Here is a 22679-nt window from a genome sequence, read left to right on the forward strand (position 1 = left end):
CAGTCACTGCAGATCTCGATTCCAGTAGAACCCTCACCTTAGGAGGGCCCACCGTCCGAGATCACCGTGGCAGGCCACAGATACCTGCCTGACGGTGCGGCAAGAGTGATCGGTGGCATCCCGCCACCGTGGCGGAACCACCGCGACCCGACCGGGCCTGACACGCCAACAGCGGCCGCGGCGTCCTCGCTGCCCATCCCTTCGGCGATCCGCCGCCAGAACTCCTGCTCCACATGCCGGGGGTGGATACGGACGCCCAGGCGACCGCATCGCCGGCCGCACCGCACGATCCGCATCCTGTTGTCGACGAACCACCGAACACCTCCATGCAGTCGAGGTGTTGCGACGACCGGTTGATTTCGCCCGATACTCCACGGTCGCTGTGATGGACCAAGCCGGTGACATCCTGCCCGGCCCGTTGCCGGTTCCAAAGGCCCATGTCGAGGGCGTCCAACGCCAGGTCGGTGCGCAGGCTGGTGGACACCTGCCAGCCGACGATCATTCGGGCGAAGACATCGAGGACGAACGCGACATAGTCCAGCCAGCGTGGGTCCTGACGTAGGTCAGGGGTCGGCCACCCACAGCTGGTTCGGTGCTGTCGCGACGAACTTCCTGCTGACAAGGTCCTCGGGTCGTTCGGTCTCAGCGCCGTCGCCGAGGGTGGTCTTGCGGGTCTTCTCCCGCGGGATCCCGCGCAGCCCCTCAGCCCTCATGAGTCGCTCGACGGTGCAGCGGGCGACCTTCACGCCCTCGCGGTTGAGCTCGGCGTGGATCTTCCGCGCGCCGTAGACCCCGAGGTTGGCCTTGTGGGCGACCTTGATATCCTCGACCAGTTCGGCGTCGCGGATCGCACGTGCCGACGGCGGCCTGGTCTTCGCGGCGTAGTAGCTGCTCCGGGCGATCGTGAAGCCGGCCTTCTTCAGCACGGCACAGATCGGCTCGACCCCGACCTCGCGCCATCGACCACGTCGTGGCGATGAGCCTCGATGTAGGCAACTACCTGTTCGTGGGGCGGTCGAGCTCCGCCGCGAAGAAAGCCGAAGCCGTCCTCAGAATGTGGTTGGTCCGACGCAACTCGCGATTCTCCCGCTCGAGCTCGGCCAACCGATGCCCGTCGCTGGTCGTGGTGCCGGGCCGGACACCACCGTCGGCCTCGGCCTGCCGGACCCAGTTGCGCAACGTCTCGGGGTGCATGCCGAGTTGCTCGGCCACACGATTGATCGCACCGACCTTGGTCTCGGGATCTTGCCGGAGCTCGACGGCCATCCTCGTGGCCCGCTCACGCAGCTCGTCGGGGTCCTTCCTGGGTGCTGCCATGACTCTCATCCTCCATGGATTGAGAGAGCCTCCATCAGACCCAGGGCTATTCACCCCCGACCTTGAAGACGGGTTGTGCAGTGCAGCGGGTGCCGCTAGGCAGCTGGGTTTGACTACTCAAGACCCAGGTGATGACCGAACGCCGTCGGTCGCCAACCGAGCACCGCAAGCACGGCGCGTCACTCCGCAACTGGCCTATCCCGGGGACTGCTGTCGAAGGACCCGCAGTTCGTCGACAAGGTCAAGGACGTCGTCGGGCTCTACCTCGCCCCACCTGAACGGGCCGTGGTGCTGTGCGTCGATGAGAAGTCCCAGATCCAGGCGCTGGACCGGACCGCACCGATCTTGCCGATGTTGCCGGGGACCCCGCAGCGCGCCACCCATGACTACACCCGCCACGGCACCTCCAGCCTCTACGCCGCACTCGACATCACCACCGGCAAGGTCATCGGCCAGCTGCACGCCCGGCACCGGGCGATCGAGTTCAAGAAGTTCCTGACCACGATCGACAAGGAGGTTCCCGACGACCTCGCAGTGCACCTGGTGATGGACAACGTCTCGACCCACAAGACCCCCGTGATCCAGCGCTGGCTGGTCGCCCATCCGCGCTTCGTGGTGCACTTCACCCCGACTTCGAGCTCGTGGCTCAACCTGGTCGAGCGCTGGTTCTCCGAGCTGACCACCAAGAAGCTCCAGCGCGGCGCGCACACGAGCGTCCGCGCCCTCAACAACGACATCCGCGGCTGGATCAAGACCTGGAACGAGAACCCCAGGCCCTACGTCTGGACCAAGACGGCCGACCAGATCCTCGACTCCATAGCCCGCTACTGCACGCGAATCAACGACTCAGGACACTAGGCGATGTCACGCACCGCGTTGACGACGTGGCGTCACTCACGGTCCGCACCGCGACGACTCGGCCTGCTCGCTTCCAGCTGCGGTAGGTCCGCGGCGATCTGGCAGCCCTGCTCGCGCAGGGCCCGGCAGATCGACTCGACCGCGTGGCCCTGGCTTCTCATCGTGTCAATGAAGCCCATGATCAGCGGTTGCGGGTTCTTGATGTGAGGCACTACAGGTCCCAGTCCGCGCGGATCAGGCGCGATGCCGCCGCGCGTACACCCGAGGCGTTGTTCTACAAGATGACGAAGTCGTCGTGCTGCTCAACTGTGAAGTCGGTCCAGCGTTGCACCCCGGGCTGGTCGCCCAGGTTTGGCGGCTGCGCCGAGAGCATCTCACCGCCGCGCGCGCATGAGCTCGATGGTCCGTTCGGCGAGTTCCGCCTTCGGGTCGCAGTCCGCGGTCTTGGCGTCAGCGGCCGAAGGTGCCGCACCCTCGTCGTCCCATGTCGCCCAACGTGCCGGTGTTTGAGGGCCAGATTGCCCTCGAGTCTTCCTGCGATGAGGTCCAGCTGTTGGAGTGGCGTGGTTCCTAACAGCGCGACCTGAGAGCCGGCGTTGCCGTCAGTGCCCGCGCTCGTTCCCGGTGGTGATCGGAGGTTCTGCACCGATTGCGTAGGCGTAGGATGCCCGTACGAGGCCAGCGGCGATGTCCGCCTCGTATGCATCGCGTGGGGCGTAGACCATGACCGCCCCCGGCGAGATGATCCCGAGGCGGGCGATCGGGTGCTGCTCGGCCCAGCCAGCCTCGATCGCAGCCTCGGCGGTCGGAGGCGGCAGGACCAGGTGTAGGGATTGATCGGGGGATGGGTGGAGGTGGGCGAACTCGGTGCCGATCATGAACGCATCCGGTGGCCCTTGGGCCGGGCCTTGAGGCAGGGTGAGCGCCTGCGCACCGGGGACGGAGATCATCGAGCCCGCCCAGACCACCCCCGGCAGGGTGCCGATCTGCCCGATCAGGCGCTCCCGTGGTTGGTCATCGCGGGGCTGCTGGTCGAGCTGGGTGTGTGGGTTCGTCGGGGTCGTCGAGGGCCGCGGGCCAGGGCGCTGGGGCATGGGAACAGGGACAGGGACGGCTTTGCTCATGACAGGGTGAATAGCGGTCCGACGAGGACGAGGCCGAGATCGTCACCGAGGTAGGCGAAGGCCGCGAACATCACGAGTGCCGCACCGGCCAGCGAGAGGTCTTTGAGGAACTGGGTCTGTTCCATGACCTTGGCTCCGGGGTCGGTCTCGGCCCAGAAGCCGTGCATGATGAAGGCGGTGGGTAGCAGGAAGGCCGCGAGCAACAGGGCCCCGACGTCGGGCCAGATCCCCAGGGCCACCATGAGTGCGCCGGCCAGGAGCTGCAGGCCGGTCAGGACGACCATGACGGGCGCGGCGGGCACTCCCTTACCGGCGGCGTATCCGGCCATCATCTCCCTCTGTGCGAGGTGTCCGTAGCCTGATCCGAGGAAGAGTAGGGCGAAGAGCACCCTCCCGATGAGTACCAGAACATCCACGCTTCCTCCTACGATCGATACTTACTATGAGTAAGTGGTTGAGTTATAGCAGTAGCCTGACCGCAGGTCAATCAAGCTTGATGCAGAGGTGGGGTCGAGGTGGCGGACGGGCTGATCGGTCCGGTGGACAATGACTGCGGACGCTACTGCCCTCAGTTCCACCAGACGGTGGAACTGCTGGGCCGGCGTTGGAACGGTGTCATCCTCCACGCGCTGATGACCCACGCTGAGCGCTTCGGTGAGATCCACGCCGCGATCCCTGGAATTTCCGACCGCCTGCTGACCGAGCGGCTGCGAGAGCTGGAACGCGAAGGACTCCTCTCGCGGATCTGCCCAGGCACCTCAAGTGCCCCGCGATACCTGCTGACGCCCAAGGGAAGGGCGCTGGGACCGGTCATCGACGCGATATCGGCCTGGGCGGCGGACTGGAACCCGGTTGCTGAGTGAAGGGCATCCCGGTGACCGCATATCGACGATGCGGGTCCGACGGCCCGCATTCATCGTGGCCACTGCCCTGCTGGGTTGCGCGTCGTGCCGGCGGCAAGAGTGACCACGGCTGCATCGTCGGGACGCCTCGCCGTGACATGTGGTAGAACGCCGGACGTCGCGAAACCAGGGCTCGACTGTCCCGTGGTGTCGGTGGGAATCCTCGTCCAGAATGAAGAAGGCGGCCCCTGCTCAAACGAGCGCATCAGACTGGCCGTCGGTGCTTGTGCTGTTCAGTGTGCCCCTCTTGGGTGCTGCGCTTCGAGTAGTGGGGATGGTCGAGGTCGACCGAACGGCCGACCGTGACGCCATCGGACAAAGTGGCTGCGCGGGGACTGCCGGTCTGGTCTTTCCTGAGGCCCTACGTACCGAGATGTGGACGGCGGGGGAGTGGCTTGAAGGATGCTCCATCGGTGACGACACGTCGGAGCGCTTGAACACATAACTGCAGGTCAACATGCAGTGGTTTTTGTCACTGCGGTCAACATCCGCAAGTTCGTGCTGCGCGCCGCGCGCCTCGACGACCTGGTCGAGCTGGGCAGCCTGACCCCGCAGGCGGCCGCGTTCCTGCAGGCCTCGGTGCGGGCCGGGCTCAACATCCTGGTCTCCGGAGGCACCCAGGCGGGCAAGACCACGATGCTCAACTGCCTGGCCGCAGCCATCCCCGGCAGCGAGCGGGTGATCTCGGCCGAGGAGGTCTTCGAGCTGCGCTTCCCGCACCCCGACTGGGTGCCGCTGCAGACCCGGCAGGCCGGCCTCGAGGGGACCGGCGAGATCCGGCTGCGCGACCTGGTCAAGGAGACGCTGCGGATGCGGCCCAGCCGGGTGATCGTGGGGGAGGTGCGGGCCGAGGAGTGCCTCGACCTGGTGCTGGCGCTCAACTCCGGCTTGCCCGGCATGTGCACCCTGCACGCGAACTCCGCGCGCGAGGCGCTGGTCAAGATGTGCACGCTGCCGCTGCTGGCGGGCGAGAACATCGGCTCGAGGTTCGTGGTGCCGACCGTCGCCTCGTCGGTCGACCTGGTGGTCCACCTCGGACTCGACCACCGGGGCCGGCGGCACGTGGAGGAGATCGTGGCGGTGCCGGGACGCACCGAGAACGACATCATCGAGGTCGAGCCGATCTTCCGCCGCTCCGACGGCGAGCTGCGCCGCGCGCAGGGGATGCCGCCGCGCACCGAGCTCTACGAGCGTCACGGCATCGACGTACGACGTCTGCTCGCGGTGGGCGCGGAGCAGGAGGTCTGAGCGTGGGCGCGCTCGTGGGTCTCGGGGTGGGCGTGGGGCTGCTGCTGATCTGGTCGGCGTTCACGATGCCGCGGCGTCCGAGGGTCGCCGCTCGCGGGCCGGGCCGCCTCGAGCGGCTGCTGGGCTCGGCCGGCCTGCGCGGCGTCTCGTCGACCTCGTTCGTGCTGCTGTGCGCGGTCTCGGGCGTCGGCGCCGCGCTGCTCGTGCAGGTGGTCTCGCGCACGCCCCCGGTGGCGATCGTCTTCGGCGTGCTCGCGGCGTACCTGCCGGTCACGGTGGTGGCGGCGCGGGCCCGGCGGCGGCTGCGCGAGTTCGCCGAGGTCTGGCCCGAGGCCGTCGACAACCTGGCCTCGGCCGTGCGGGCGGGGATGTCGCTGCCCGACGCGCTGTCGGCGCTGGGCACGCGCGGGCCCGAGCCGCTGCGCGAGGCGTTCACCGGCTTCGCCCTCGACTACCAGGTCTCGGGCCGGTTCGGGGAGAGCCTCGACCGGCTCAAGGACCGGCTCGCCGACCCGGTGGGTGACCGGGTGGTGGAGGGCCTGCGGGTGGCTCGCGAGGTCGGCGGCGGCGAGCTCGGCCGGCTGCTGCGCAACCTGTCGGGCTACCTGCGCGAGGACGCGCGCACCCGCTCGGAGCTGGAGTCGCGGCAGGCATGGACGGTCAACGGTGCCCGGCTCGCGGTCGCCGCCCCGTGGGTGGTGCTGCTGCTGATGTCGTTGCAGAGCGACGTGATCCGCCGCTACGCCTCGCCCGCCGGGGTCGTGGTGCTGGGGGTGGGCGCCGGCCTGTGCGTGGTGGCCTACCGGCTGATGATGCGCATCGGGCGGTTGCCGACCGAGAGGCGGATCCTCTCGTGAGCCTGACGATGTGGGGCGCCCTGCTGGGCGCCACGACCGCGGCCGGTCTGCTGCTGGTCGCGGCCCGTGTGCGCGCCGTGCGACGGCCTCAGCTCGCCGCCCGGGTGCTGCCCTACCTGCGTGACCTGCCCGCCGCCGGCATGCCCGCGGCACCGCGCGTGACGGCCGGGGGCGGCGGGGGCTCCTCGGTCGTGGTCGCGGTCTTCGGCCCGGTGCTGCGCTCGCTGGCCGAGAGCGTCGAGCGGGTCCTGGGCGGTGCCACGTCGGTACGCCGCCGCCTGGCGCGGGCTGGGCTCGACAAGACCGTCCACGAGTTCCGCGTCGAGCAGGTCCAGTGGGGCCTCGTGGCGTTCTCGCTGGCCGCGGCCTGGGGGCTGCTGCGCACCCTGGGTGACCCGGGGGCGGTCGTCAGCTCCGCGCTGGTCTGCGCGATCGCCTTCGTGGTGGGGGTGCTGGGGCGCGACAACCACCTCTCCGGCCAGGTCCGCACCCGTGAGCGCCGGATCCTCGCCGAGTTCCCCACCGTGGCCGAGCTGCTCGCCCTCGCAGTGGCGGCGGGGGAGAGCCCGGTCGGGGCCCTGGACCGCGTGGTCAGCCGCTCGGGTGGCGAGCTGTCGGCCGACCTGGCCCGGGTGCTGGCCCAGGTGCGCACCGGTGAGCCGGTCGGCTCCGCCTTCGACGACCTGGCCGCGACCAGCGGGCTGCCCCTGGTCTCCCGCTTCGCCCAGGGCATTGCCACCGCCGTCGAGCGCGGCACCCCGCTGGCCGACGTGCTGCACGCCCAGGCCGCCGACGTCCGCGAGGCCGGACGTCGCGAGCTCATCGAGTCCGCCGCCCGCCGCGAGGTGCTGATGATGGTGCCCGTCGTGTTCCTGGTGCTGCCCGTGACGATCCTGTTCGCCTTCTGGCCCGGCGTCGTCGGGCTCGACCTGACCACCCCATGACCCTCTCGGGAAAGGACGCTCCATGACCTCCCTCCTCGCGCACCGCCTGGTGCTCCTCTGGCTCGCCCTCGTGGCGCCCGCACCTCGTCGTCGTGACGATCGCGGCGACGTGCCCGGCTGGGTGCTGGTCACCGTCGTGAGTGGCAGGTGAAGACTCGTGCGGGAGCGGACTTGACAGCCGGGTGTACGGTCCTGAGCCACAAGTAAAAGAGCGGCCCCCGCCGGTGCTGGAACACCAGACGAGGGCCTTGCCGAACCGTCACGAACTAGCCTCGGAGGTCCGACCGTCATGCACGCTACCGTCCACACCGCCCCCACGTCTGCAGGGGCCCTCTCGCTCCCGTCGCTCGTCGACGACCTCGACCCGCTGCAGCTCGCCTACCTCTCCTACCTCGGCGACTACCACGGCGCCACGCTCGCCAACTACCGCTACCACCTCGACCGGTACCTGCGCTGGTGCGCGACCCACGGCCTCGACGCCCTGGCCGTCAAGCGGGTCCACCTCGAGCTGTACGTGCGGCACCTGCTCGAGGAGCAGGGGCTCAAGCCGTCGTCGGTGAACTCGTCGATGACGCCGGTCAAGGGGTTCTAAGACGCCGCCGTCGGTGACGAGGTGATCGACCGGGACCCGACCCGGCGGCTCAAGCTGCCGAAGTTCTCCTACGAGAAGTCGACGCTGGTGCCGTTCCGGGACCTGATGCTGTTCCTCGAGGTCGCGAAGAGCATCAGCGCGCGGCACTGGGCGCTCACCCAGCTGCTGTCCGGGATGGGGCTGCGGATCAGCGAGGCGGCGTCGCTGCGGATCGAGGACTACCAGACCGTCGAGCAGGGCCAGCACATGCTGCGGTTCACGCAGAAGGGCGGGGCGACCGCCGTGGTGCCGGTGCCGCTGCCGGTGCTGCACGCGCTCGACGCGGCCCGGGCCGGCCGCACGTCGGGTCCGTTGATCGCGACCCGCGCCGGCGGCCCGCTGACCCGCGGTGGTGCGACGGGGCTGGTGGAGACGGTGAACCGGCGGGCGGCGGCGCAGGGGTTGAAGCGGCACATCAACCCGCACCTGCTCAGGAAGTCCGCGGTGACGGAGGCGCTCGAGATGGGCATGTCGATCCGGGACGCGCAGACGTTCGCGCGGCACGCTGACCCGCGCACCACGAGCAAGCACTACGACCTGGGGCGGGCGAACCACTACCGGCACCCGGGCCACCAGATCGCGGCACGGCTGGCGGTGTGAACGATGCCTGAGACCTACCCTGGGACGATGACCATCACCGAGTTCCTGCTGGCGAGGCTGAGTGAGGACAAGGCGGCGGCGCGCGAGGCGGCCGAACTGGCCGAGGCGCCGTGGCGGGCGGCATATGGGCGTCAGGTTGAGACCGCTCGGGGCGGCCACTTGGTGACGCCCGAAGACGAGCACTCGTACTCCACCGACCCGACCGACGCCGTTGGCGAGCACATCGCCCGCCACGACCCCGCCCGCGTGCTGCGTGAGGTCGAGGCAAAGCGCGCGATCGTGGAGGCGCACGAGGATCTGCGTCGCGTCGTGGAGGACTGGAGCCACCCTGACGCTGACGGCATGGGGCTGGTGCTCGTCGACGGCGGCGAGTGCGCTGGTTGTGGCGAGACGTCCCCCTGCACGACCCTCCGCCACCTCTCGTCGATCTACAGCGACCACCCGGAGTTCGACGCGGGATGGGCGTTGTGAGCCGTCCTAGCTCGAGCGGCGGCTGCGGTGGGCGCGTCGTGCGTCGCGGAGTCGCCGTAGCCGGTTGACCTCGCTGGGCATGGCCGCGAGGGCGTCTGGTCGGTCGAGGAGCGCGTCGACGACCTGTGCGAACCGGACGGGGGTCATGCCGAGGCGTTCGAGGGCGTGGGTGTCGCGGGCGGCGGGGTAGCGGTAGTGCTTCGCTGCGAGCGCCAGGGCGGCCTTCTCGGTGTCGGTCATGGGCGGGACGCTGCCAGGTGCCGCCGACAGTCTCCACGGCATCATCGTGGCCATGAGCGACGAGGAGCAGGACTGGTGGCGGACGCCGGTGGAGTACGGCGGGATGCAGCCGCTGTCGCCGCTGCGGATGAAGGAGCTCGCGGCCGGGGTGCTCGGTCGGCCGCAGCTGACGTCGGCGGGGGAGCGGGACTTGGCGCGGGCGGTGCTGTGGCTGCTCGAGGAGGTCGCTGAGCTGCGCGACACCGGGGCATGACGAAAGCGCCCCGGCGCCCGCCTGTGTGAGGCGGACGCCGGGGCGTCGGTTGTGCTCGGGGTGCTGCTACTTGCGGCGCTTCTTCCGCCGGGACTTGAGTCGTGCCACGACCGGGCGGTGGTCCCAGCCGCGGAATAGGTCGAAGACCCGCAGCGCCCAGGACATCCGGCGGCGGCGCATCGTGGTGGCGTGCGCGTCGATCACGCGGGTCCGGCCGATCGTTGCCCGCCGCGGCACGACCAGGCGCAGCCCGGTGGGCTTGAGCTTCTGGTTGATCAGCCGGCGCCACGACCGCAGCCGCAGGTGCACGTTCCAGTCGGCTGACAGGACGGTCTCGTCGGGCTGGTGCTCGGCGATGAGGTCGCACAGGACCCGGGGGAGCTCGTCGAGGGCGGCCTGCCAGGCGGTCACGTTGCCGCGGTCGGCGGCGAGCTTGGAGAACCCGTGGCCGTGCTGGACGGAGGCGGGAGCGTGGAACCCGGCGCGGAGCAGCGTGCCGCCAGCGTCGAGCTCGATGAGGGCCCAGGTGAGGACGATGGTGGAGCGGGCCTTGCCGTGGCCGCGGGAGAGGACGGCGTGGCCACGGTCGGCGATGGCGCCGATGCTGGTGTCGACGAGGATGGCGCAGTCGGCGGCCGTCCTGGTGGCGGGGAGGTGGACGGCGACGCCGTCGAGGCGGTGGAGGTCGTCGTGGCGGCCGCGGACCTCGGTGACGGCGGCGACGCCCACCCGCCGGGCGAGCACCTTGCCGACGCCGTCGAGGAGCTGGGTGCGGCTGGTGGTGTAGCGCCCGGACAGGTGGGCGTCGTTGACCTTCATCAGTCGGCGTCGGGGTCCGCGGCCAGCCCGGACAGGTGGCGTCGCAGGAGGCCCTCGATCGTCGGGATAGCCATGATCCGGGTGATGATCGCGGCGAGGGCAGTCACGACGGCCGCGGCGCCGAGGAGCACGGCGCGGACGCTGGCGGGCATGGCCCCGCCCGACTCCTCGAGGATGATCTGCACGATCTCGGGGACCACCAGGCCCAGGCCGATGATCATCGGGATGCCGACCTGCAGCACGGTGCGGGCGGTGGCGCGCCAGGGGCGGGTGACCTGGGTGGGTGCGCTCATGGCTCAGGCCTCCTCGGTGTCGTCTGCGAGCGCGGCCAGGTCGGCGCGCAGCTCGTCGAGGCCGGCCTGCAGCGCGGCGACGTCCTCGGGCGAAGCGGTCTTGCGGGCCTTGAGGTCGTTGGCCTTCGTGACCGCGCGACCCAGGCGGGTCTTCACGTTCTTCTTGAACCCGGCGAGGCGGGCGTCGACCGCGGCGGCGACGTCGCGGACGAGCGCCTCCTGGTCCTTCTTGGGCCACTCGGTGTAGGGCATGTCGTCCTCCTGGTTGTTGGGGAGCCCGTCTCGGACGTAGGCGTCCTTGAGGCGGCGGATCTCGTCGAGGCGTGCGACGGCGCGGTCGCCGGGGCACGACTTCCACGCGAAGGTGCGGTGCGGATGGATCGGGGCGCCGCGGCGTACCCAGCCGGCGAGTTCGCGGGCGGCGAAGACCATGGCGGCGAGCTGGACCTGCGCGTCGGTGACCTCGTCGTCGACGTTCTGCATCAGCGCGCAGGCGTACCCGGCGAGGTTGAGGTCGCGGGGGTAGCCGGGCACGGCCTTGTCGTTGACGGTGTGGGTGCCCTTGGTGCCGTAGTCCTGGCCCTGGAAGTAGCGGCCCTCGTTGGTGATGAGGTCCTGGTAGGACACCATCGCCGGGGTGCTGTAGCCGTAGCCCTCGATCTGCCGGGCGCCGGCCGCGCCCTCGAGCACGGTGTCGGTGTCAGCGGTGACCGAGAGGTGCAGGAAGTGGTAGGCCGCGGGGGCCGCGGGCATGGGGTGGGTGCCGCGCCGACGGGCGTAGGCGCCGGCGCGCTCAGCCGCGGAGCCCCACTGGTCGCGGGTGAAGCACTCGACACCGGCAGCGCGCAGTTGGGTGATGACGGCGAGACGGTCGGGCATGGGTGCTCCTTCGGGCAGGCGGATGCCGCCCAGCCACCAGACGGTGCGGGCGATGGTGCGGCGGATCAGGGCTGAGGGGGCCGCCGCTGGAACAGCGCACGCAGCAGCGCGACCAGCGCGAGGTTGACGCCGACGCACACCAGCGCCGCACCGACCAGGCGGAACGTGTCGCGCAACGGGTAGTCGGGGCCCAGGTGGTGGAACGCCGCCGAGACGCCGATCAGGATCGCCACCCCGGTCGCCTTGATGAACAGGGCCCGCCCGATCCAGTCGCGCCACCAGTGCGTCGACGCGCCGTAGACGATCGGGTACGCGATGGCCGCGGGCAGGGTCAGGTAGATGAGGGCCGCGAAGGCGGTGTCAGGGCTCACGACGTGCGTCCTTCCTGGTACAGCGCCCGGATGCGCGCCGTGTAGTTGTTCTCGGCGTGCAGGCGAGCGCGTTCCCGGACGACTCGCTCGACCTTCGGGCCGAGGGCTTGGGCGTGGCTGCGCTCGCGCAGCGCCTCGGCGCTGGCGCGGGGGTCGCGCTTGAGGTGGCACAGCAGCCGCCAGATCATCGGTCCTCCACGTCCTCTACGTGGGGCAGCGCCCGCAGGAGCCGCAGGGTGGTCTCGTCGTTCTCGAGGAGCTTGGACACGAGCCCCTTCTGCTCGAGGGCGGTCTCGCGCCACACGTCGCGGTCGGCCTTGATGTCGTCGAGCTCGCGGCGGGTGGCGAGCCGGCCGGAGGCGAGAAGCCAGAACAGTGCCAGGACGAGGCCGATGTCTCCGATGGCCCCGAAGGGGATGTCTGCTGGCACGGCGGCTCCGTTCGTCCGAGAGAGGACGCGCTGCGGCGCCGTGGTCGCTGTTCAGTTGTGGCCTTCACTCGGGGCGAGTTCAGGTGCTTGAGCTCGGCCCGGGCCGTCAGGTCATTCCTTGCCGTAGGGCGCGTTACTTGTTCAGCGCCCGACCGCGCTCCTGGAGCTGGGAGTTGATCGAGTCGAACGTGTACGTGTCGACCTTGTTGGCAGCGGCTGTGAGGGCGATCGACCCGCCAGCGGCCTTGATGCTGGTGGCGAGACCAGAGACCGTCCTGCCTCCCGTGGCGTCCTGGGCGAAGTGGACAACGACCGTCACGCCGTCAGCAGCGGGGAGGTTGCTCACCGTCAGCGAGGTCACGTTCGCGTCGAGAGTCACGTAGAACACCGACCCCAGGGACAGGTCGAGCACCACCGCACCGGACACCGCCGAGGCGTTGATGTTCGTCCGCACCCGGAGCAGCGCCCGCGCCTGCAAGTCGCCCGTGCCGTTGAAGTTCGACCCCGACCAGCGGCGCACCTGCAACAGTGAGGCGGACGACCCGAAGAACCCGGCCATCGCGTCCCCGATGGAGGAGTAGCGCGGCAGGCCGGAGACGGCGGTGGTCGAGTTGCCGGATCGCAGGACCGCGAACACGTTGCCGTTCATGTCGGCCCACTCCCACTTGCGGCGGAACCGTGTGGTCACGTCGAGCGCGGTGGAGAGGTCGGCGATGAACTGCATGACCCGCTGGAGGGGGTTGTTGCCCAGGGTCAGCGTCTCCTCGACCGTGGTGTCCTTGCGGGTGTCCGACTGCCGCTTGAACCGCCCGAACAGGTCGAGGTCGCGGGCCAGGAAAGCGGACCCGAACCGCTTGCCGGCGTCGTTGTAGTGCGTGTTCTCGGCCGGGTCGTAGAACCCGTAGACATCCCGCGCCTGGGTGAAGGGTCCGAAGGCGGCGTACAGGTCGACCACGGAGTAGCCGTAGGTCGCGGCGAGACGCTTGAGGATGGTGTTCTGTGCGGCCTGGTCGTCGTCGGGATCGAGGCCGACTGCCGGGGTGGCGATGAGCACCACGTCGGCGTTGGGGGCGCCAGCGGTGAAGACATCGAACTCGTCGGTCAGGCCCGCCTCGTAGGTCGCTGCGGTCTCCTTCATCTCGTGAGAGATGACGTGGGGGGCGAAGTCGGCGAGGAACGCGGTCAGGGTCGCCTTCGCGCCGGCCGTTCCGAAGGCGTCGGGCAGGGCCAGGCCGCCCTTGGACACGTTGGCGACCACGATCCCCGAGATGGTGCTGTTGACCATGCCGACCCCGGCGCCCGGCGTGCGAACCGTGCCGGTCAGGTTGACGACCTTGACGGTGTGCGAGCCGAGGGCGGGGGTCAGGGTGACGACGCCGAGACCGATGGAGGCAGCGGAGGCGTCGATGGTGCCGGTCGCGTCCGCGCCGTCGATCTGCACCTTGAACGTGCCTGCGCCGGGCTCGGTGATGTAGTAGACCTTCACCTGGTCGCACACGAACGAGCCGCCGCCGACCCCATAGGTCCGGGTGGACCCGGCCGCGAACGTGGTCACCGCCCCCGTGGCCCAGGCGTCGTAGGAGGTGGTCGACTCGGTGACGGTGCCAGTGGTGGCGGTCGCCGTGATGGACCGCGAGGAGCCAGCGAAGTAGACCCCCGCGATGCCGCCACCGAACGCGCGGCGCAGATCCTCGTACAGCTTCTCGAACAACCCCTGGGCCATCGAGTCACCCCACGTCAGCCAACGCAGGTGGGTGGTGGTGCCGGCGAGGTAGTCGGAGACCTGGCGCCCGTAGGAGGGCATCGGGTACTTGGCGGTGAGCGCGGACCCGTCGATTGAGGCCGAAAGAGTGGCGGCGGACTTGCTGCCGGGGAGGTTGAGGGCGGCGTCGACGGCGTCGTCGGTGGTGTCGATGTTGGAGATGTCGCGGGCCAGCGCAGCGGAGGCGCTGGCGTCGTCGGCGTGGCCGCTCGCAGCGGTCGCGAACCCCGCCGCCTCGGTGACCTTCGCTGCTGCTGCGGTGACCTGGGCGGCGGCGTCGGTGGCGTACTGCGCAGCCCGGGCGATGGCCTTCGCGGCACCCAGCCCGACCGGTGTGATTCGACGGCTCATGATGCAGTGGCCTCCCTGGCGATGGTGACGACGAAGTCGCAGACATGGACACGCTCGGCCGGGTCGGCGCGCGTGAAGACGAGGTCGGCCACGAACGGCCGGGCCGGTGTGCCGTCGGATCGGATCGTGGCCGGCAGTACCGCGGTGACGGCCGCGGGGGCGGTGAGGACGAGGAGCTCGGTGTCGTCGCCGACGAACTGCGCTGTCGCCGCCCCGGTAGGGGTGAACTCGAGGAGCGGCTCGGTGCCGTACTCGGAGCGCACCGTGCACGCCGCGGACCAGCCGTCGGTGCCGGTGATGAGGTCGCCGGCCTGGTCGGCGAAGACGTTGGACCACTCGAAGTCGCTGCCGGCGACCAGCTCCAGCGCGAACAGGAACGGGGTGACGCTCACGGGGTCTCCTCGGGGACGGGATCGGGCTCCGGGTCGGGCTCGGGGTAGATCGGGGCGGGCAGGTCGTCGTTGGCGCACCAGGCGGCGACGATGTCGAGGAGGTTGAGCGCCCCGGTGGCGCGCGCGTCGTGCACGGCTTGGCGCCGGGTCTCGTCGAGGAGGTTCGCGGACATGAGCCGCCGGCGGACCGCGACGCACTGCTCGGGGGTGAGGGTGTCGTCGAAGGTGAGGACCACGACGCGTTGGTCGGCCTGGTCGGGCGGGAAGGCGAACCGGAACCCCGGCATGTCGTCCCAGTCGGCGAAGAGGGCCTGGTTGATGGAGCGGCCGGTGGCGACGGGGTGCTCGATGATCGTGCTCATGCGACGAAGCCCTCTTCGGGGTTGTAGGGGACGTCGGCGAGGATCGCCTCCGTGTCGCGGGCCACGAGCCCCACGGGCGCCAGGTAGATCGAGTCGCCCTCGGCGGAGGCCTTGACCTCGGCGAGGTTGACCTCGACCGACGGGCCGGCGGTGAGGGCGCCGCGGATGTCGTAGACGCCGTGGATGCGGACCCGGTGCCCGGCCTGGATCTCGGTGCGGTCGGCCATCAGGTTCGTGGGGTCGGTGATTTCGGTGAGGTCGAGGGTGAGGGGGTCGGACCAGCCGAGGCGGGGCTGCACCCGGGCGAACAGGGACCGGGCGAGCCCTTCGGCGACGGCGTCGGTCATGTAGCCGAGGCCGGTGCGGTCGACGTGCCGTTCGCGGCGGCCCCACCTGGCGGCGGCGACCTCGTTGGCGGCCTCGGTGGGCGGGGTGACGGAGAACTGGGTGGGGCGCACCGGGGGGCCGGGGTCGACGGCGGAGACGTAGCGCAGCCGCAGGTGGGTGATGTAGTCGTCGTCGGCGACGCCCATGACTCCGACGCCGGGGCGGGTGATCCACCGCGGGTCGGTGGGGTCCGCCTCGAACCGCAGGATGCCGTCGGCGCGGACGGTCCAGTGGACGCCGTTGGCCTGCGCGTAGGCGGTGATGAGCTGGGCGAGGGTGTTGACCTTCGCGGTGTCGATGTCAGCGACGGGCTGGTAGGTGCTGGCGGGCCAGGCGAAGATGGGGAAGGTCCAGGGGAGGCCGCGGGACATCGCAGCGAGGACGGCGTCGCGGGGGACGCTGGTGGGCTCCCCGTCCGCGTCGAGGGCCAGGTAGTCGGTGGCGGCCATCGAGGCGTACCCGAGCGCCTTGATGAGCCACCCGTCCGTGTCGCGCTCGACGCCGGCGACGTACCCGGTCCAGAAGGGGTGGGCGCTGGTCTTGAGCGCGACGTGCTTGCCGCGGGTGAACTCGGGGTGGTGCTCGTTGGGGTCCATGTCGATGCGCCAGGACGCCTCGTGGCAACCGGACGGGCCGTCGCCCCAGATGGTCGACCACTCGATGCCGGAGACGTCGCCCAGGCGCCGGCAGGGAAAGCGGTCGGTCCACGCGGTGATCGCCATCAGCGGGTCACGTTCGTGTGGTCGTGGGGGTAGTACGAGGCGCCGACGACGACGGGGGTGGCGGGCCCGGACGCGGCGACGTAGCACAGGGTGCGGCCGGCGTGGAGCTCGTGGTCGTCGTTGGACTCGAGCTGGGCGAGCGCGGAGAACGCGTCGGACTCGTCGGCCTGGTCGTGCATCCACACTGCGCCGCGGGGCAGGTCGAGGTCGGGGGCGACCAGGGACAGGCGGCGGGTGGTGAGGCCGTGGGCGAGGGTGAGGGCGGCGTCGACGGGGATCACGAAGATGTCGTCGAGGTAGTCGCTGGGGCCGGCGCTGGTGACGTCGAGGACGAAGTCGAAGGTGCCGGTGACGGCGCGGGACGCGGCCCGGGCGGGCAGGCGCATGGTGCCGAGGACGACCCATCCCCAGTCGTCGCCGCTGTTGGGGGTCGCGGAGGCGTAGGTGCTGACCTCTCGGTAGGTCACCGCCTCGTGGTTCGCGCGGAGGGTGACGAGTCGGGACGCGGTGAGCTTCATCCGGGCGATGAGGGCGTAGGTGCCGTCGGGGTACAGCGAGAACGGCACGGTGAACTTGGGGTTGGTGCCGTTGAGGTTCTCGCGGCGACCGCCGATCGCGTTGTTGTCGCCGCCCGTGGACCCGCCGGCGACGCGACGACGGCGCAGGTCGGGGGTGTAGCCGGAGTCCATGTTGGGGGCGGTGAGCGCGAGGACGTCGCCGAGGGCCGTGGCGGCGTGGGAGATGGTGATGGTGCCCGGCGCTCGGGCGGAGCCCTTGATGGGCAGGGCGCGCATGGTGGCCTTGCCGCCGATGGCGGGCAGGACGGCCATGGTGACGATCTCGTCGAAGCGAAGGGTGGGGTCATACGACGGGGTCTGGTCGTAGAAGTTGTCGTCGACGGTGAGGGTGATCCGCACGACGATCGGGCCCGAGAGGTCGCTGACGTCGTAGATTTCGCGGACGTAGCCTCCGTCGAGGTACTCGGTGATGTCGCGGACCACGAACTTGTCGTTGATGTGGGTCTGCGTGAAGCCGTGGTTGCCGACGTTGCGGTAGGTCACGGCGAAGGCACCGACGCCCGTGGGGACGTTGAACTTGGCGGCGGCGCCGCCCTGGAAGATCGGGGAACCGTAGCCGCCGGACTGGACCCAGCCGCCGACGACCTCGACGACGGTGCGGCCGGCGTCGGTGATGGCGGTGCGGTCGTCGGACGAGCCGGGCTCGATGAAGAAGTCGGGGTCGGTGCCGTCCATCAGCGTCGCGACGGTGGGGTCGTACTCGGTGGCGGTGGTGACGACGTCGCGCTCGGCGGACCGGGCGAACGGCTTGCACCGCAACTTGAGCGCGAAGGTCCGCTTGCCTTGCAGCTCGCGGATGTCCCACGTGTCGTCGTCGACGGGGTCCATCTGGCCCCACAGCACCGTGTAGATCGACGTGGGCCCCTTCTGGTCGGGCGGGGTCCACGCGAGCTCGCCGTAGCGGTCGGTGCGGATCTGCTCGATGACTCGCCAGATCGCAGCCTCCCCGTCGGCGAGGTGCGTGGAGTGGGTGCCGTCGAGGCCGACCACGAGAGTGATGTCGCGGTTGCTGTACCCGTCGACGATCTCGATGGCGCCGTCGCGGAGCAGCGAGCTGCCGACGCGCACGATCGGCTCGGGCCCGGTGCGGGTCATCGCGTAGACCTTGAAGGTGACGTCGGCGGAGTCCTGCTGGGCGTCCGGGGACATGTCGGCAGTCTCGGTGCGCGAGCGGAGCTGCAGCCTGTTGGTCATCCGATCCGCCTCTTCGTCTGTGCCGCCGCGACGGACTTCCCGATCCCGTTGACGACCCGGTCGGGGCCGTCCTGTCCTGCCGCCTTGGTGGTCCGGTCTTGTGCGGCCTCGAGGCGCTTGCCGAGCTGGCGGAGCTCGATGCGGGTCTCGCGCTGCTCGGCGCGGATGCCCTCGCTGACCTTCACCCCGGCGCGGATGTCGGAGCGCAGGATGCTGCCCCCGGTCTCTGAGGCCTGGGACAGGACCCGCTCGCGGCGGTTGTAGAGCTTGTTCAGCTCCTGGATGTTGTCGCGTGACCCGCCGGCGTAGGAGCGGACCATGTCGATGTCACCGCGGTCGATGAGGTCGGCGAGGACGTCGTCGTCGATGCCCTTGCGGATCAGCTGCTGCAGCAGCTTGTCCATCTCGCGGCCGGCAGCGATGTCGCTGCGCAGGATGTCCTCGGGGGACTGGGTCTGGCCGTAGCCGAGGGACTGCCCGATCGACCACTGGGCGTCGAGGAAAGCCTTCTGCTGCTCGGCGGTCCAGGTGTTGTAGCCCTCGGGGCGGTCCATGGTGAAGACGCTGGTCTCCTGGGCGGCGAACGCGTCCGAGCGGAGGCGGGCGTCGACGGAGTCTTCGATGGCGTCGCGCTCGGCGCGCAGCGCGTCGACCTTGGCGTTGCTGGCCTCGAGCTCCTTGTCGAGCATCTTGGAGCGGCGCTCGAGGAGCCGCTCGCGCATCTTGAGCTCGGCGACGAGGCCGCGGCTGGAGATGGTGGTGGCGCGGGCGAACTCGCGGACCTCGGCGGCCGGCAGGCTGAGCGCGTTGGCGCCGGCTACGGCGCCGCCGCCGGCGTACCCGGGCAGGCTCAGGTCCGCCATGCCGGGGAGGAACCCGTAGCGCGACTGCAGGTGGGACTTGTCGCGGCGTACGACTTCCTGGGGCAGGACCACTTCGCCGCGGTGGACGATGCCGGCGGGCTCGTGCTTGCCGCCGTGGCCGGTGTAGCCGCCGGTGTCGAAGTTGAAGCCGCTGAGCGCGGAGCCGACCTTGTTGACGGTGACGGTGACGGTCTTGGAGACGATGCGGGAGAGGGCGGAGCGGACCGAGCCGAGGTTGGCGAGTGCGGAGCCGACCTCGGCGCCCACGGAGACGCTGGCCTTGTCGCCGTCGAGATCGTTGAGGTTGCGCCGGGTGCCGTTGACGTCCTCGTTGGCCTTGTCGGTCAGCGCCTCGACCGTGGTCTTGATCTGCTTCGGCGTCAGGCCCAAGACCTTGAGGTAGTCCTGCATGTCGCGCTTCGAGATCCCCGCAGCCTCACCGGCCTCGAGAATTGCGCGGCGACCGTCCTTCATCGTCGCCGTCAGCCGCTGCGTGCCGGCACCGGCCTCGGCCTGGGCGTTGACCACACCGAGGAGGTTGCGAACCTGGTCGCGGATTGCAGACCGGTTCAGCGACGCCGCGTCGGTGTTGCCCTTGAGGGACCGGACGTTCTCAGCCAGGCCCTCGTCGAGGTTCCGCAGCCCGTCACGCCACTGGTCGGTGGCCTCGGCCAGGTCCAGCTTCGGCGACAGCAGCGCGTCGAGCGCAGCGACGAGCTCGGCGACCTGGTCGGCCGACGACGCGGCCTCTTCCCCGACTCCACCCACGGCGCCGGCGACCTCGTCGGCAGACCCAGCGGCGGCAGCCTCGGCGGCGGCAGCGTTCTCGAGGGCGGTGCCGTAGGCGCCGAACCTCTCGATGGTCCCGTCGAGCGCCTCCTGGGACACCGACGCGCCCGCGGGGAGTCCGTTGAGCCCGGCCGCGATGGACTCAATGATCGCGGCGGCCTGCTCGCCCTGGCCGCCCTCGACCATCCGAGCGAGCTCCTGGTCGACCTTCTCGAGGTTCTCGGCGGCGTTGTCCAGGCCGGTGTTGCCGAACGCGCCGAAGGCGGTGAAGATCTCGCGGATCGGCTCGGCGGTGTTGTTGGCGGTGCTCCCGAGCATGTCGACGTCCGACACGATGCGGCCGAGGATCTCGCTACCAGCACCGTTCGCGAGCGCCTCGAGGTCACGGTTGAGGTTCTCGACGTCGACCCGGGCGCCGGTGGCGTCGGCGAGCGCGTTCCCCAGGACGGTGACAGCGCCAGCGACCGCGGCGAGCCCGCCAGCGGTGCGGCCCAGGCGGCCCAGGGAGGTCGCGGTGGTGCCGGAGGCTCCCCCGAGCGCGGCGATCGCGTCACGGGTCGCGGTGATCCCACGCACGGTCTTCACACCGAACCAGGTGGCACCGCCGAGGATCGCGGCGACAGCGAGGAGCTTCACGATCGCGGCCTGCACGGGCCCGGGGAGATCCCCGAAGGCCTGCGACACCGTCGTGACGCCCTCGGCGACCTCGGCGACCACGGGCAGGAGCACGTTGCCGGCGTCGATGGCGGCGTCGCGGATGTTGTTCATCGCGACCTGCACCTCAGCACCGGTGGTGCCGGCACGCTTCGCGAACTCCTCGGCCAGGGCGCTGTTCTCCTTGTAAGCCTGCGCACCGAGATCGAGGGAGTCGGTGAGGAGGTCACCGGAGGCAGCCATGGAGAGCAGCGCCTGGGAGACGCGGACGTCGGAGAGACCGAGCTGGTCGAGGGTGGTGAACACGTCGCCACCGGAGGCGTTGATGCGGTCCAGGCCAGCGGTGAAGGCGGCGAACGCCCGGGCCGGGTCCTCCTCGAACGCCCGGGTGAACTCCTGCGAGGAGACGCCCGCGATCTCGGCGAACTGGTCGAGGCCCTCGCCGCCCTGCTTGGTGGCCTTCGCCATCTCGGTGAACACCCGGGAGATCGCGGAGCCGCCGGCCTCGACCTCGATGCCCATCGACGCCGCAGCGTTCGCGATGGCCAGGATGTCGGACTCGGCGAGCCCGATCTGGGCGCCGGCGCCGGCGATGCGCTGCGCCATCCCGAGGATCTGCGCCTCGGTGGAGGCGCCGTCGTTGCCGAGCGCCACGAGGGCGGCACCGAAGTTGTCGACCTCGTCGCCGCTGGTGCCCATGACGTTCGCGATCTGCGCGATCGAGGTGGCGGCCTCGTCGGCGGTGAGGTTGGTGGTCTCACCGAGCTGGATCATCACCTTGGTGAAGTCGGTGACGTCCTCGCGGGCCACACCGAGCTGGCCGGCTGCCTCGGCGGTGGCCGCGATCTCCTCGTGGGTGGCGGGCATGGTGCGCGCCAGCTCGCGGAGCTCGTCCTCGAGGACCGCCATCTGCTTCGCGGTGCCGTCGACGGTCTTCTCGACGCCGGCGAACTGGGACTCCCAGTCGACGGCGGCCTTGCCGGAGGCGGTCAGGACGGCGGCGAGGCCGACGGCCATCTTCCCGGCGGTCGCGCCGACCTTGTCGACGGCCTGGTCGGCGCGCATCGCGGACCGCTCGGCCTGCGACATGGCCTTGTCCATCTCGGCGCCGAACTGCTGCGACCCACGGATCGCCTCGGCGGTGTCGAGGGAGAGGCGGACGACGACGGAACGGGACTCACCAGCCATGCCGGGCACCGCCTCTCAGGGTTAGGCCATCGACGCGTCCACCGGCGGGCCGGCGGGCTGATGGGCGTGCTTGTCGTCGGAGGTGGTGGTGGCCCCGATGCGGAACGGCGGGAGCGGGCCCTTGCGATCAGCCGGGTAGGTGTCGACCGGGATCGCGTAGACCACGTTCTGGCCGTCGTCGCGCTTGGCGGTGCAGGCGTGGCAGACGAACGTCTGCGACTCCCACCAGCCGTCCATCTCGGAGTGCCAGGCGGTGGCCCGCGGCTCCCCGCAGGCGCACAGCGAGCTGTCGTAGGCGTCGAGGGCCAGGAGCAGCGCGACGTCCTCGTTGGCCCACGGCGGCGACGGGATGGTGCCGGTGGGCCGGTCGGGGTGCTGGGGGTCGTCGTAGACGAACGTGGTGGTGATCATCCGCAGACCCAGGAACACGGTGGGGGCGACCTGGGCTGCCTTCGCGAGGCCGAGGAGCTGGCGGGCTACTGCCGCGTCAGGTTCTGCAAGGAGCTGGGCGATTTTGGGACATCGACACCGCCCTGGGTGTTGACCTCGGTGGCCTTCACGATGAGGTTCGACATGGCTTTCATGCCGAGCTTCTTGCGGAGCGCGGCGACCTCGTCGGGAGTGACCTGCGGCTCGTGCATGGTGGCGGCGACCAGCTGGTTGTTGTAGTCCTCGAGGGACGCGCCGTCCTTCTTGGGGTAGTGCTCCTTGTTGAAGACGGCGAACTCGTCCGAGGTCATGCCCCGGAACCGGGGCCACCAGGTGGCCTTCGCCATGTCGGCCTTGATCTGCTCGAGCTCGTCGTTGAGTCGGTGCGCCCGGGCGGTGTTGGTCTCCTCGCCGAGGCTGGCGTCCTCGGCCTCGATGATGTTGCCCTCGACGTCGATGAGGGTGCGGAGCTCGGTGAGGATGCGCTCGTGGTCGGCCTCGAGGTCGGCGCGCAGGCAGACGCGGGCGTACCGCTCGGGGACGCGGGCCTCGGCGAGGATGTCGGCGATGGACCACTGGCGGCGCACCGTCGGGGGCTGCAGGGGTGCGGCGGTGGGGTCGCCGAAGACCCCGCCTGCGGGGCTCTCGTGGGCCGCGGGCGGGGTGGTGTCGGCGAGGGTCTGGTCGTCGGTCATGACGGTGCTCCTGGTGTTCGAGGACGGTGAGGATCGAGGACGAGGACGGGTGGTGCGAGAGGGGGTGGGGTGGCTG

28 protein-coding genes and 3 pseudogenes are annotated in these 22679 nt (G+C 70.3%); 10 read left to right on the forward strand and 21 right to left on the reverse strand.

All coding sequences use genetic code 11. From position 1 onward, the window contains the following. Positions 1 to 77 precede the first annotated feature (77 nt). The 3 genes and pseudogenes from ABKW28_RS19115 to ABKW28_RS19125 all read right to left on the reverse strand — a co-directional run. Positions 78 to 270: pseudogene (locus tag ABKW28_RS19115) on the reverse strand (IS30 family transposase); the annotation flags it as partial. 293 nt (positions 271 to 563) lie between these two features. Beyond that, positions 564 to 926 (reverse strand): IS3 family transposase, encoded by a 363-nt coding sequence (locus ABKW28_RS19120; RefSeq protein ID WP_162250901.1) that lies wholly within the window; start codon positions 924 to 926, stop codon positions 564 to 566. 70 nt (positions 927 to 996) lie between these two features. After that, positions 997 to 1317 carry a transposase gene (locus ABKW28_RS19125; RefSeq protein ID WP_056675162.1) on the reverse strand — a complete coding sequence of 107 codons (321 nt, stop codon included), beginning with the start codon at positions 1315 to 1317 and terminating at the stop codon, positions 997 to 999. A 210-nt stretch (positions 1318 to 1527) separates the two neighbouring features. Here ABKW28_RS19125 and ABKW28_RS19130 point away from each other — a divergent pair. Beyond that, positions 1528 to 2175, forward strand: a pseudogene (locus tag ABKW28_RS19130) (IS630 family transposase); the annotation flags it as partial. Positions 2176 to 2203: 28 nt separating this feature from the next. Here ABKW28_RS19130 and ABKW28_RS19135 read toward each other — a convergent pair. The 3 genes and pseudogenes from ABKW28_RS19135 to ABKW28_RS19145 all read right to left on the reverse strand — a co-directional run. Next, positions 2204 to 2369 (reverse strand): annotated as a pseudogene (locus ABKW28_RS19135) (IS3 family transposase); the annotation flags it as partial. Positions 2370 to 2777: 408 nt separating this feature from the next. Further along, positions 2778 to 3299 (reverse strand): luciferase family protein, encoded by a 522-nt coding sequence (locus ABKW28_RS19140; protein ID WP_348612480.1) that lies wholly within the window; start codon positions 3297 to 3299, stop codon positions 2778 to 2780. Then, positions 3296 to 3715, reverse strand: a complete 420-nt coding sequence (locus ABKW28_RS19145) for a DoxX family protein (RefSeq protein WP_056675171.1) — start codon at positions 3713 to 3715, stop codon at positions 3296 to 3298. The genes ABKW28_RS19140 and ABKW28_RS19145 overlap by 4 nt, the downstream gene beginning before the upstream one ends. A gap of 99 nt (positions 3716 to 3814) precedes the next feature. Here ABKW28_RS19145 and ABKW28_RS19150 point away from each other — a divergent pair, with 99 nt between their 5' ends. From ABKW28_RS19150 to ABKW28_RS19185, 8 genes are all read left to right on the forward strand, one after another. Continuing rightward, a complete protein-coding gene (locus ABKW28_RS19150; RefSeq protein WP_200951053.1) occupies positions 3815 to 4162 on the forward strand; it encodes a helix-turn-helix domain-containing protein in 348 nt (115 codons plus the stop codon). Between the two features lie 501 nt (positions 4163 to 4663). After that, positions 4664 to 5449, forward strand: coding sequence for a CpaF/VirB11 family protein (locus tag ABKW28_RS19155; RefSeq protein WP_348612482.1), 786 nt, complete (start codon positions 4664 to 4666; stop codon positions 5447 to 5449). 2 nt (positions 5450 to 5451) lie between these two features. Beyond that, entirely contained in the window at positions 5452 to 6306 is an 855-nt protein-coding gene (locus ABKW28_RS19160) for a type II secretion system F family protein (RefSeq protein ID WP_193669124.1), read from the forward strand. Continuing rightward, complete coding sequence (locus ABKW28_RS19165; RefSeq protein WP_348612486.1) at positions 6303 to 7250, forward strand: type II secretion system F family protein; 948 nt, start codon at positions 6303 to 6305, stop codon at positions 7248 to 7250. The genes ABKW28_RS19160 and ABKW28_RS19165 overlap by 4 nt, the downstream gene beginning before the upstream one ends. A 22-nt stretch (positions 7251 to 7272) precedes the next feature. Next, entirely contained in the window at positions 7273 to 7401 is a 129-nt protein-coding gene (locus ABKW28_RS19170) for a hypothetical protein (protein ID WP_348612488.1), read from the forward strand. A gap of 138 nt (positions 7402 to 7539) precedes the next feature. Then, a complete protein-coding gene (locus ABKW28_RS19175; protein ID WP_348612490.1) occupies positions 7540 to 7842 on the forward strand; it encodes a site-specific integrase in 303 nt (100 codons plus the stop codon). A gap of 21 nt (positions 7843 to 7863) precedes the next feature. Continuing rightward, positions 7864 to 8481 carry a site-specific integrase gene (locus ABKW28_RS19180; RefSeq protein ID WP_348612492.1) on the forward strand — a complete coding sequence of 206 codons (618 nt, stop codon included), beginning with the start codon at positions 7864 to 7866 and terminating at the stop codon, positions 8479 to 8481. 27 nt (positions 8482 to 8508) lie between these two features. Next, entirely contained in the window at positions 8509 to 8952 is a 444-nt protein-coding gene (locus ABKW28_RS19185; RefSeq protein WP_348612494.1) for a DUF6221 family protein, read from the forward strand. Between the two features lie 6 nt (positions 8953 to 8958). Here ABKW28_RS19185 and ABKW28_RS19190 read toward each other — a convergent pair whose 3' ends face one another. After that, positions 8959 to 9192 (reverse strand): DUF3263 domain-containing protein, encoded by a 234-nt coding sequence (locus ABKW28_RS19190; protein ID WP_348612496.1) that lies wholly within the window; start codon positions 9190 to 9192, stop codon positions 8959 to 8961. 52 nt (positions 9193 to 9244) lie between these two features. Here ABKW28_RS19190 and ABKW28_RS19195 point away from each other — a divergent pair, with 52 nt between their 5' ends. Continuing rightward, entirely contained in the window at positions 9245 to 9445 is a 201-nt protein-coding gene (locus ABKW28_RS19195; RefSeq protein WP_348612498.1) for a hypothetical protein, read from the forward strand. A gap of 66 nt (positions 9446 to 9511) precedes the next feature. On the opposite strand, the gene ABKW28_RS19200 is transcribed toward ABKW28_RS19195, so the two are convergent. The 14 genes from ABKW28_RS19200 to ABKW28_RS19265 all read right to left on the reverse strand — a co-directional run bounded on the left by ABKW28_RS19200 (position 9512) and on the right by ABKW28_RS19265 (position 22603). Continuing rightward, positions 9512 to 10264, reverse strand: coding sequence for a hypothetical protein (locus ABKW28_RS19200; protein ID WP_348612500.1), 753 nt, complete (start codon positions 10262 to 10264; stop codon positions 9512 to 9514). Continuing rightward, entirely contained in the window at positions 10264 to 10557 is a 294-nt protein-coding gene (locus tag ABKW28_RS19205; RefSeq protein ID WP_348612502.1) for a hypothetical protein, read from the reverse strand. The genes ABKW28_RS19200 and ABKW28_RS19205 overlap by 1 nt, the downstream gene beginning before the upstream one ends. A gap of 3 nt (positions 10558 to 10560) precedes the next feature. Beyond that, positions 10561 to 11436: a hypothetical protein gene (locus ABKW28_RS19210; RefSeq protein ID WP_348612504.1), complete on the reverse strand. Its 876-nt coding sequence runs from the start codon at positions 11434 to 11436 to the stop codon at positions 10561 to 10563. Between the two features lie 65 nt (positions 11437 to 11501). Beyond that, positions 11502 to 11807, reverse strand: a complete 306-nt coding sequence (locus tag ABKW28_RS19215; protein WP_348612506.1) for a hypothetical protein — start codon at positions 11805 to 11807, stop codon at positions 11502 to 11504. Continuing rightward, positions 11804 to 11995 carry a hypothetical protein gene (locus ABKW28_RS19220; RefSeq protein ID WP_348612508.1) on the reverse strand — a complete coding sequence of 64 codons (192 nt, stop codon included), beginning with the start codon at positions 11993 to 11995 and terminating at the stop codon, positions 11804 to 11806. Before ABKW28_RS19220 ends, ABKW28_RS19215 begins: the two co-directional genes overlap by 4 nt. After that, complete coding sequence (locus ABKW28_RS19225; protein ID WP_348612510.1) at positions 11992 to 12237, reverse strand: hypothetical protein; 246 nt, start codon at positions 12235 to 12237, stop codon at positions 11992 to 11994. Before ABKW28_RS19225 ends, ABKW28_RS19220 begins: the two co-directional genes overlap by 4 nt. 133 nt (positions 12238 to 12370) lie before the next feature. Further along, positions 12371 to 14350, reverse strand: a complete 1980-nt coding sequence (locus ABKW28_RS19230; RefSeq protein WP_348612512.1) for a hypothetical protein — start codon at positions 14348 to 14350, stop codon at positions 12371 to 12373. Further along, positions 14347 to 14742 carry a hypothetical protein gene (locus ABKW28_RS19235; RefSeq protein WP_348612514.1) on the reverse strand — a complete coding sequence of 132 codons (396 nt, stop codon included), beginning with the start codon at positions 14740 to 14742 and terminating at the stop codon, positions 14347 to 14349. Before ABKW28_RS19235 ends, ABKW28_RS19230 begins: the two co-directional genes overlap by 4 nt. Continuing rightward, positions 14739 to 15104 (reverse strand): hypothetical protein, encoded by a 366-nt coding sequence (locus ABKW28_RS19240; RefSeq protein WP_348612516.1) that lies wholly within the window; start codon positions 15102 to 15104, stop codon positions 14739 to 14741. Before ABKW28_RS19240 ends, ABKW28_RS19235 begins: the two co-directional genes overlap by 4 nt. Then, the gene (locus ABKW28_RS19245; RefSeq protein WP_348612518.1) at positions 15101 to 16213 is read right to left on the reverse strand and encodes a hypothetical protein; all 1113 of its coding nucleotides are present in this window, start codon (positions 16211 to 16213) and stop codon (positions 15101 to 15103) included. Before ABKW28_RS19245 ends, ABKW28_RS19240 begins: the two co-directional genes overlap by 4 nt. Beyond that, positions 16213 to 17985, reverse strand: a complete 1773-nt coding sequence (locus tag ABKW28_RS19250; protein WP_348612520.1) for a hypothetical protein — start codon at positions 17983 to 17985, stop codon at positions 16213 to 16215. The genes ABKW28_RS19245 and ABKW28_RS19250 overlap by 1 nt, the downstream gene beginning before the upstream one ends. Then, positions 17982 to 21479: a phage tail tape measure protein gene (locus ABKW28_RS19255; RefSeq protein WP_348612522.1), complete on the reverse strand. Its 3498-nt coding sequence runs from the start codon at positions 21477 to 21479 to the stop codon at positions 17982 to 17984. Before ABKW28_RS19255 ends, ABKW28_RS19250 begins: the two co-directional genes overlap by 4 nt. A 21-nt stretch (positions 21480 to 21500) precedes the next feature. After that, the gene (locus ABKW28_RS19260; protein ID WP_348612524.1) at positions 21501 to 21890 is read right to left on the reverse strand and encodes a hypothetical protein; all 390 of its coding nucleotides are present in this window, start codon (positions 21888 to 21890) and stop codon (positions 21501 to 21503) included. 65 nt (positions 21891 to 21955) lie between these two features. Further along, positions 21956 to 22603 carry a hypothetical protein gene (locus ABKW28_RS19265; protein WP_348612526.1) on the reverse strand — a complete coding sequence of 216 codons (648 nt, stop codon included), beginning with the start codon at positions 22601 to 22603 and terminating at the stop codon, positions 21956 to 21958. Positions 22604 to 22679 lie beyond the last annotated feature (76 nt).

The organism is Nocardioides sp. 31GB23, assembly GCF_040012395.1.
In the GTDB taxonomy this organism is placed as follows: Bacteria; Actinomycetota; Actinomycetes; order Propionibacteriales; family Nocardioidaceae; genus Nocardioides; species Nocardioides salarius.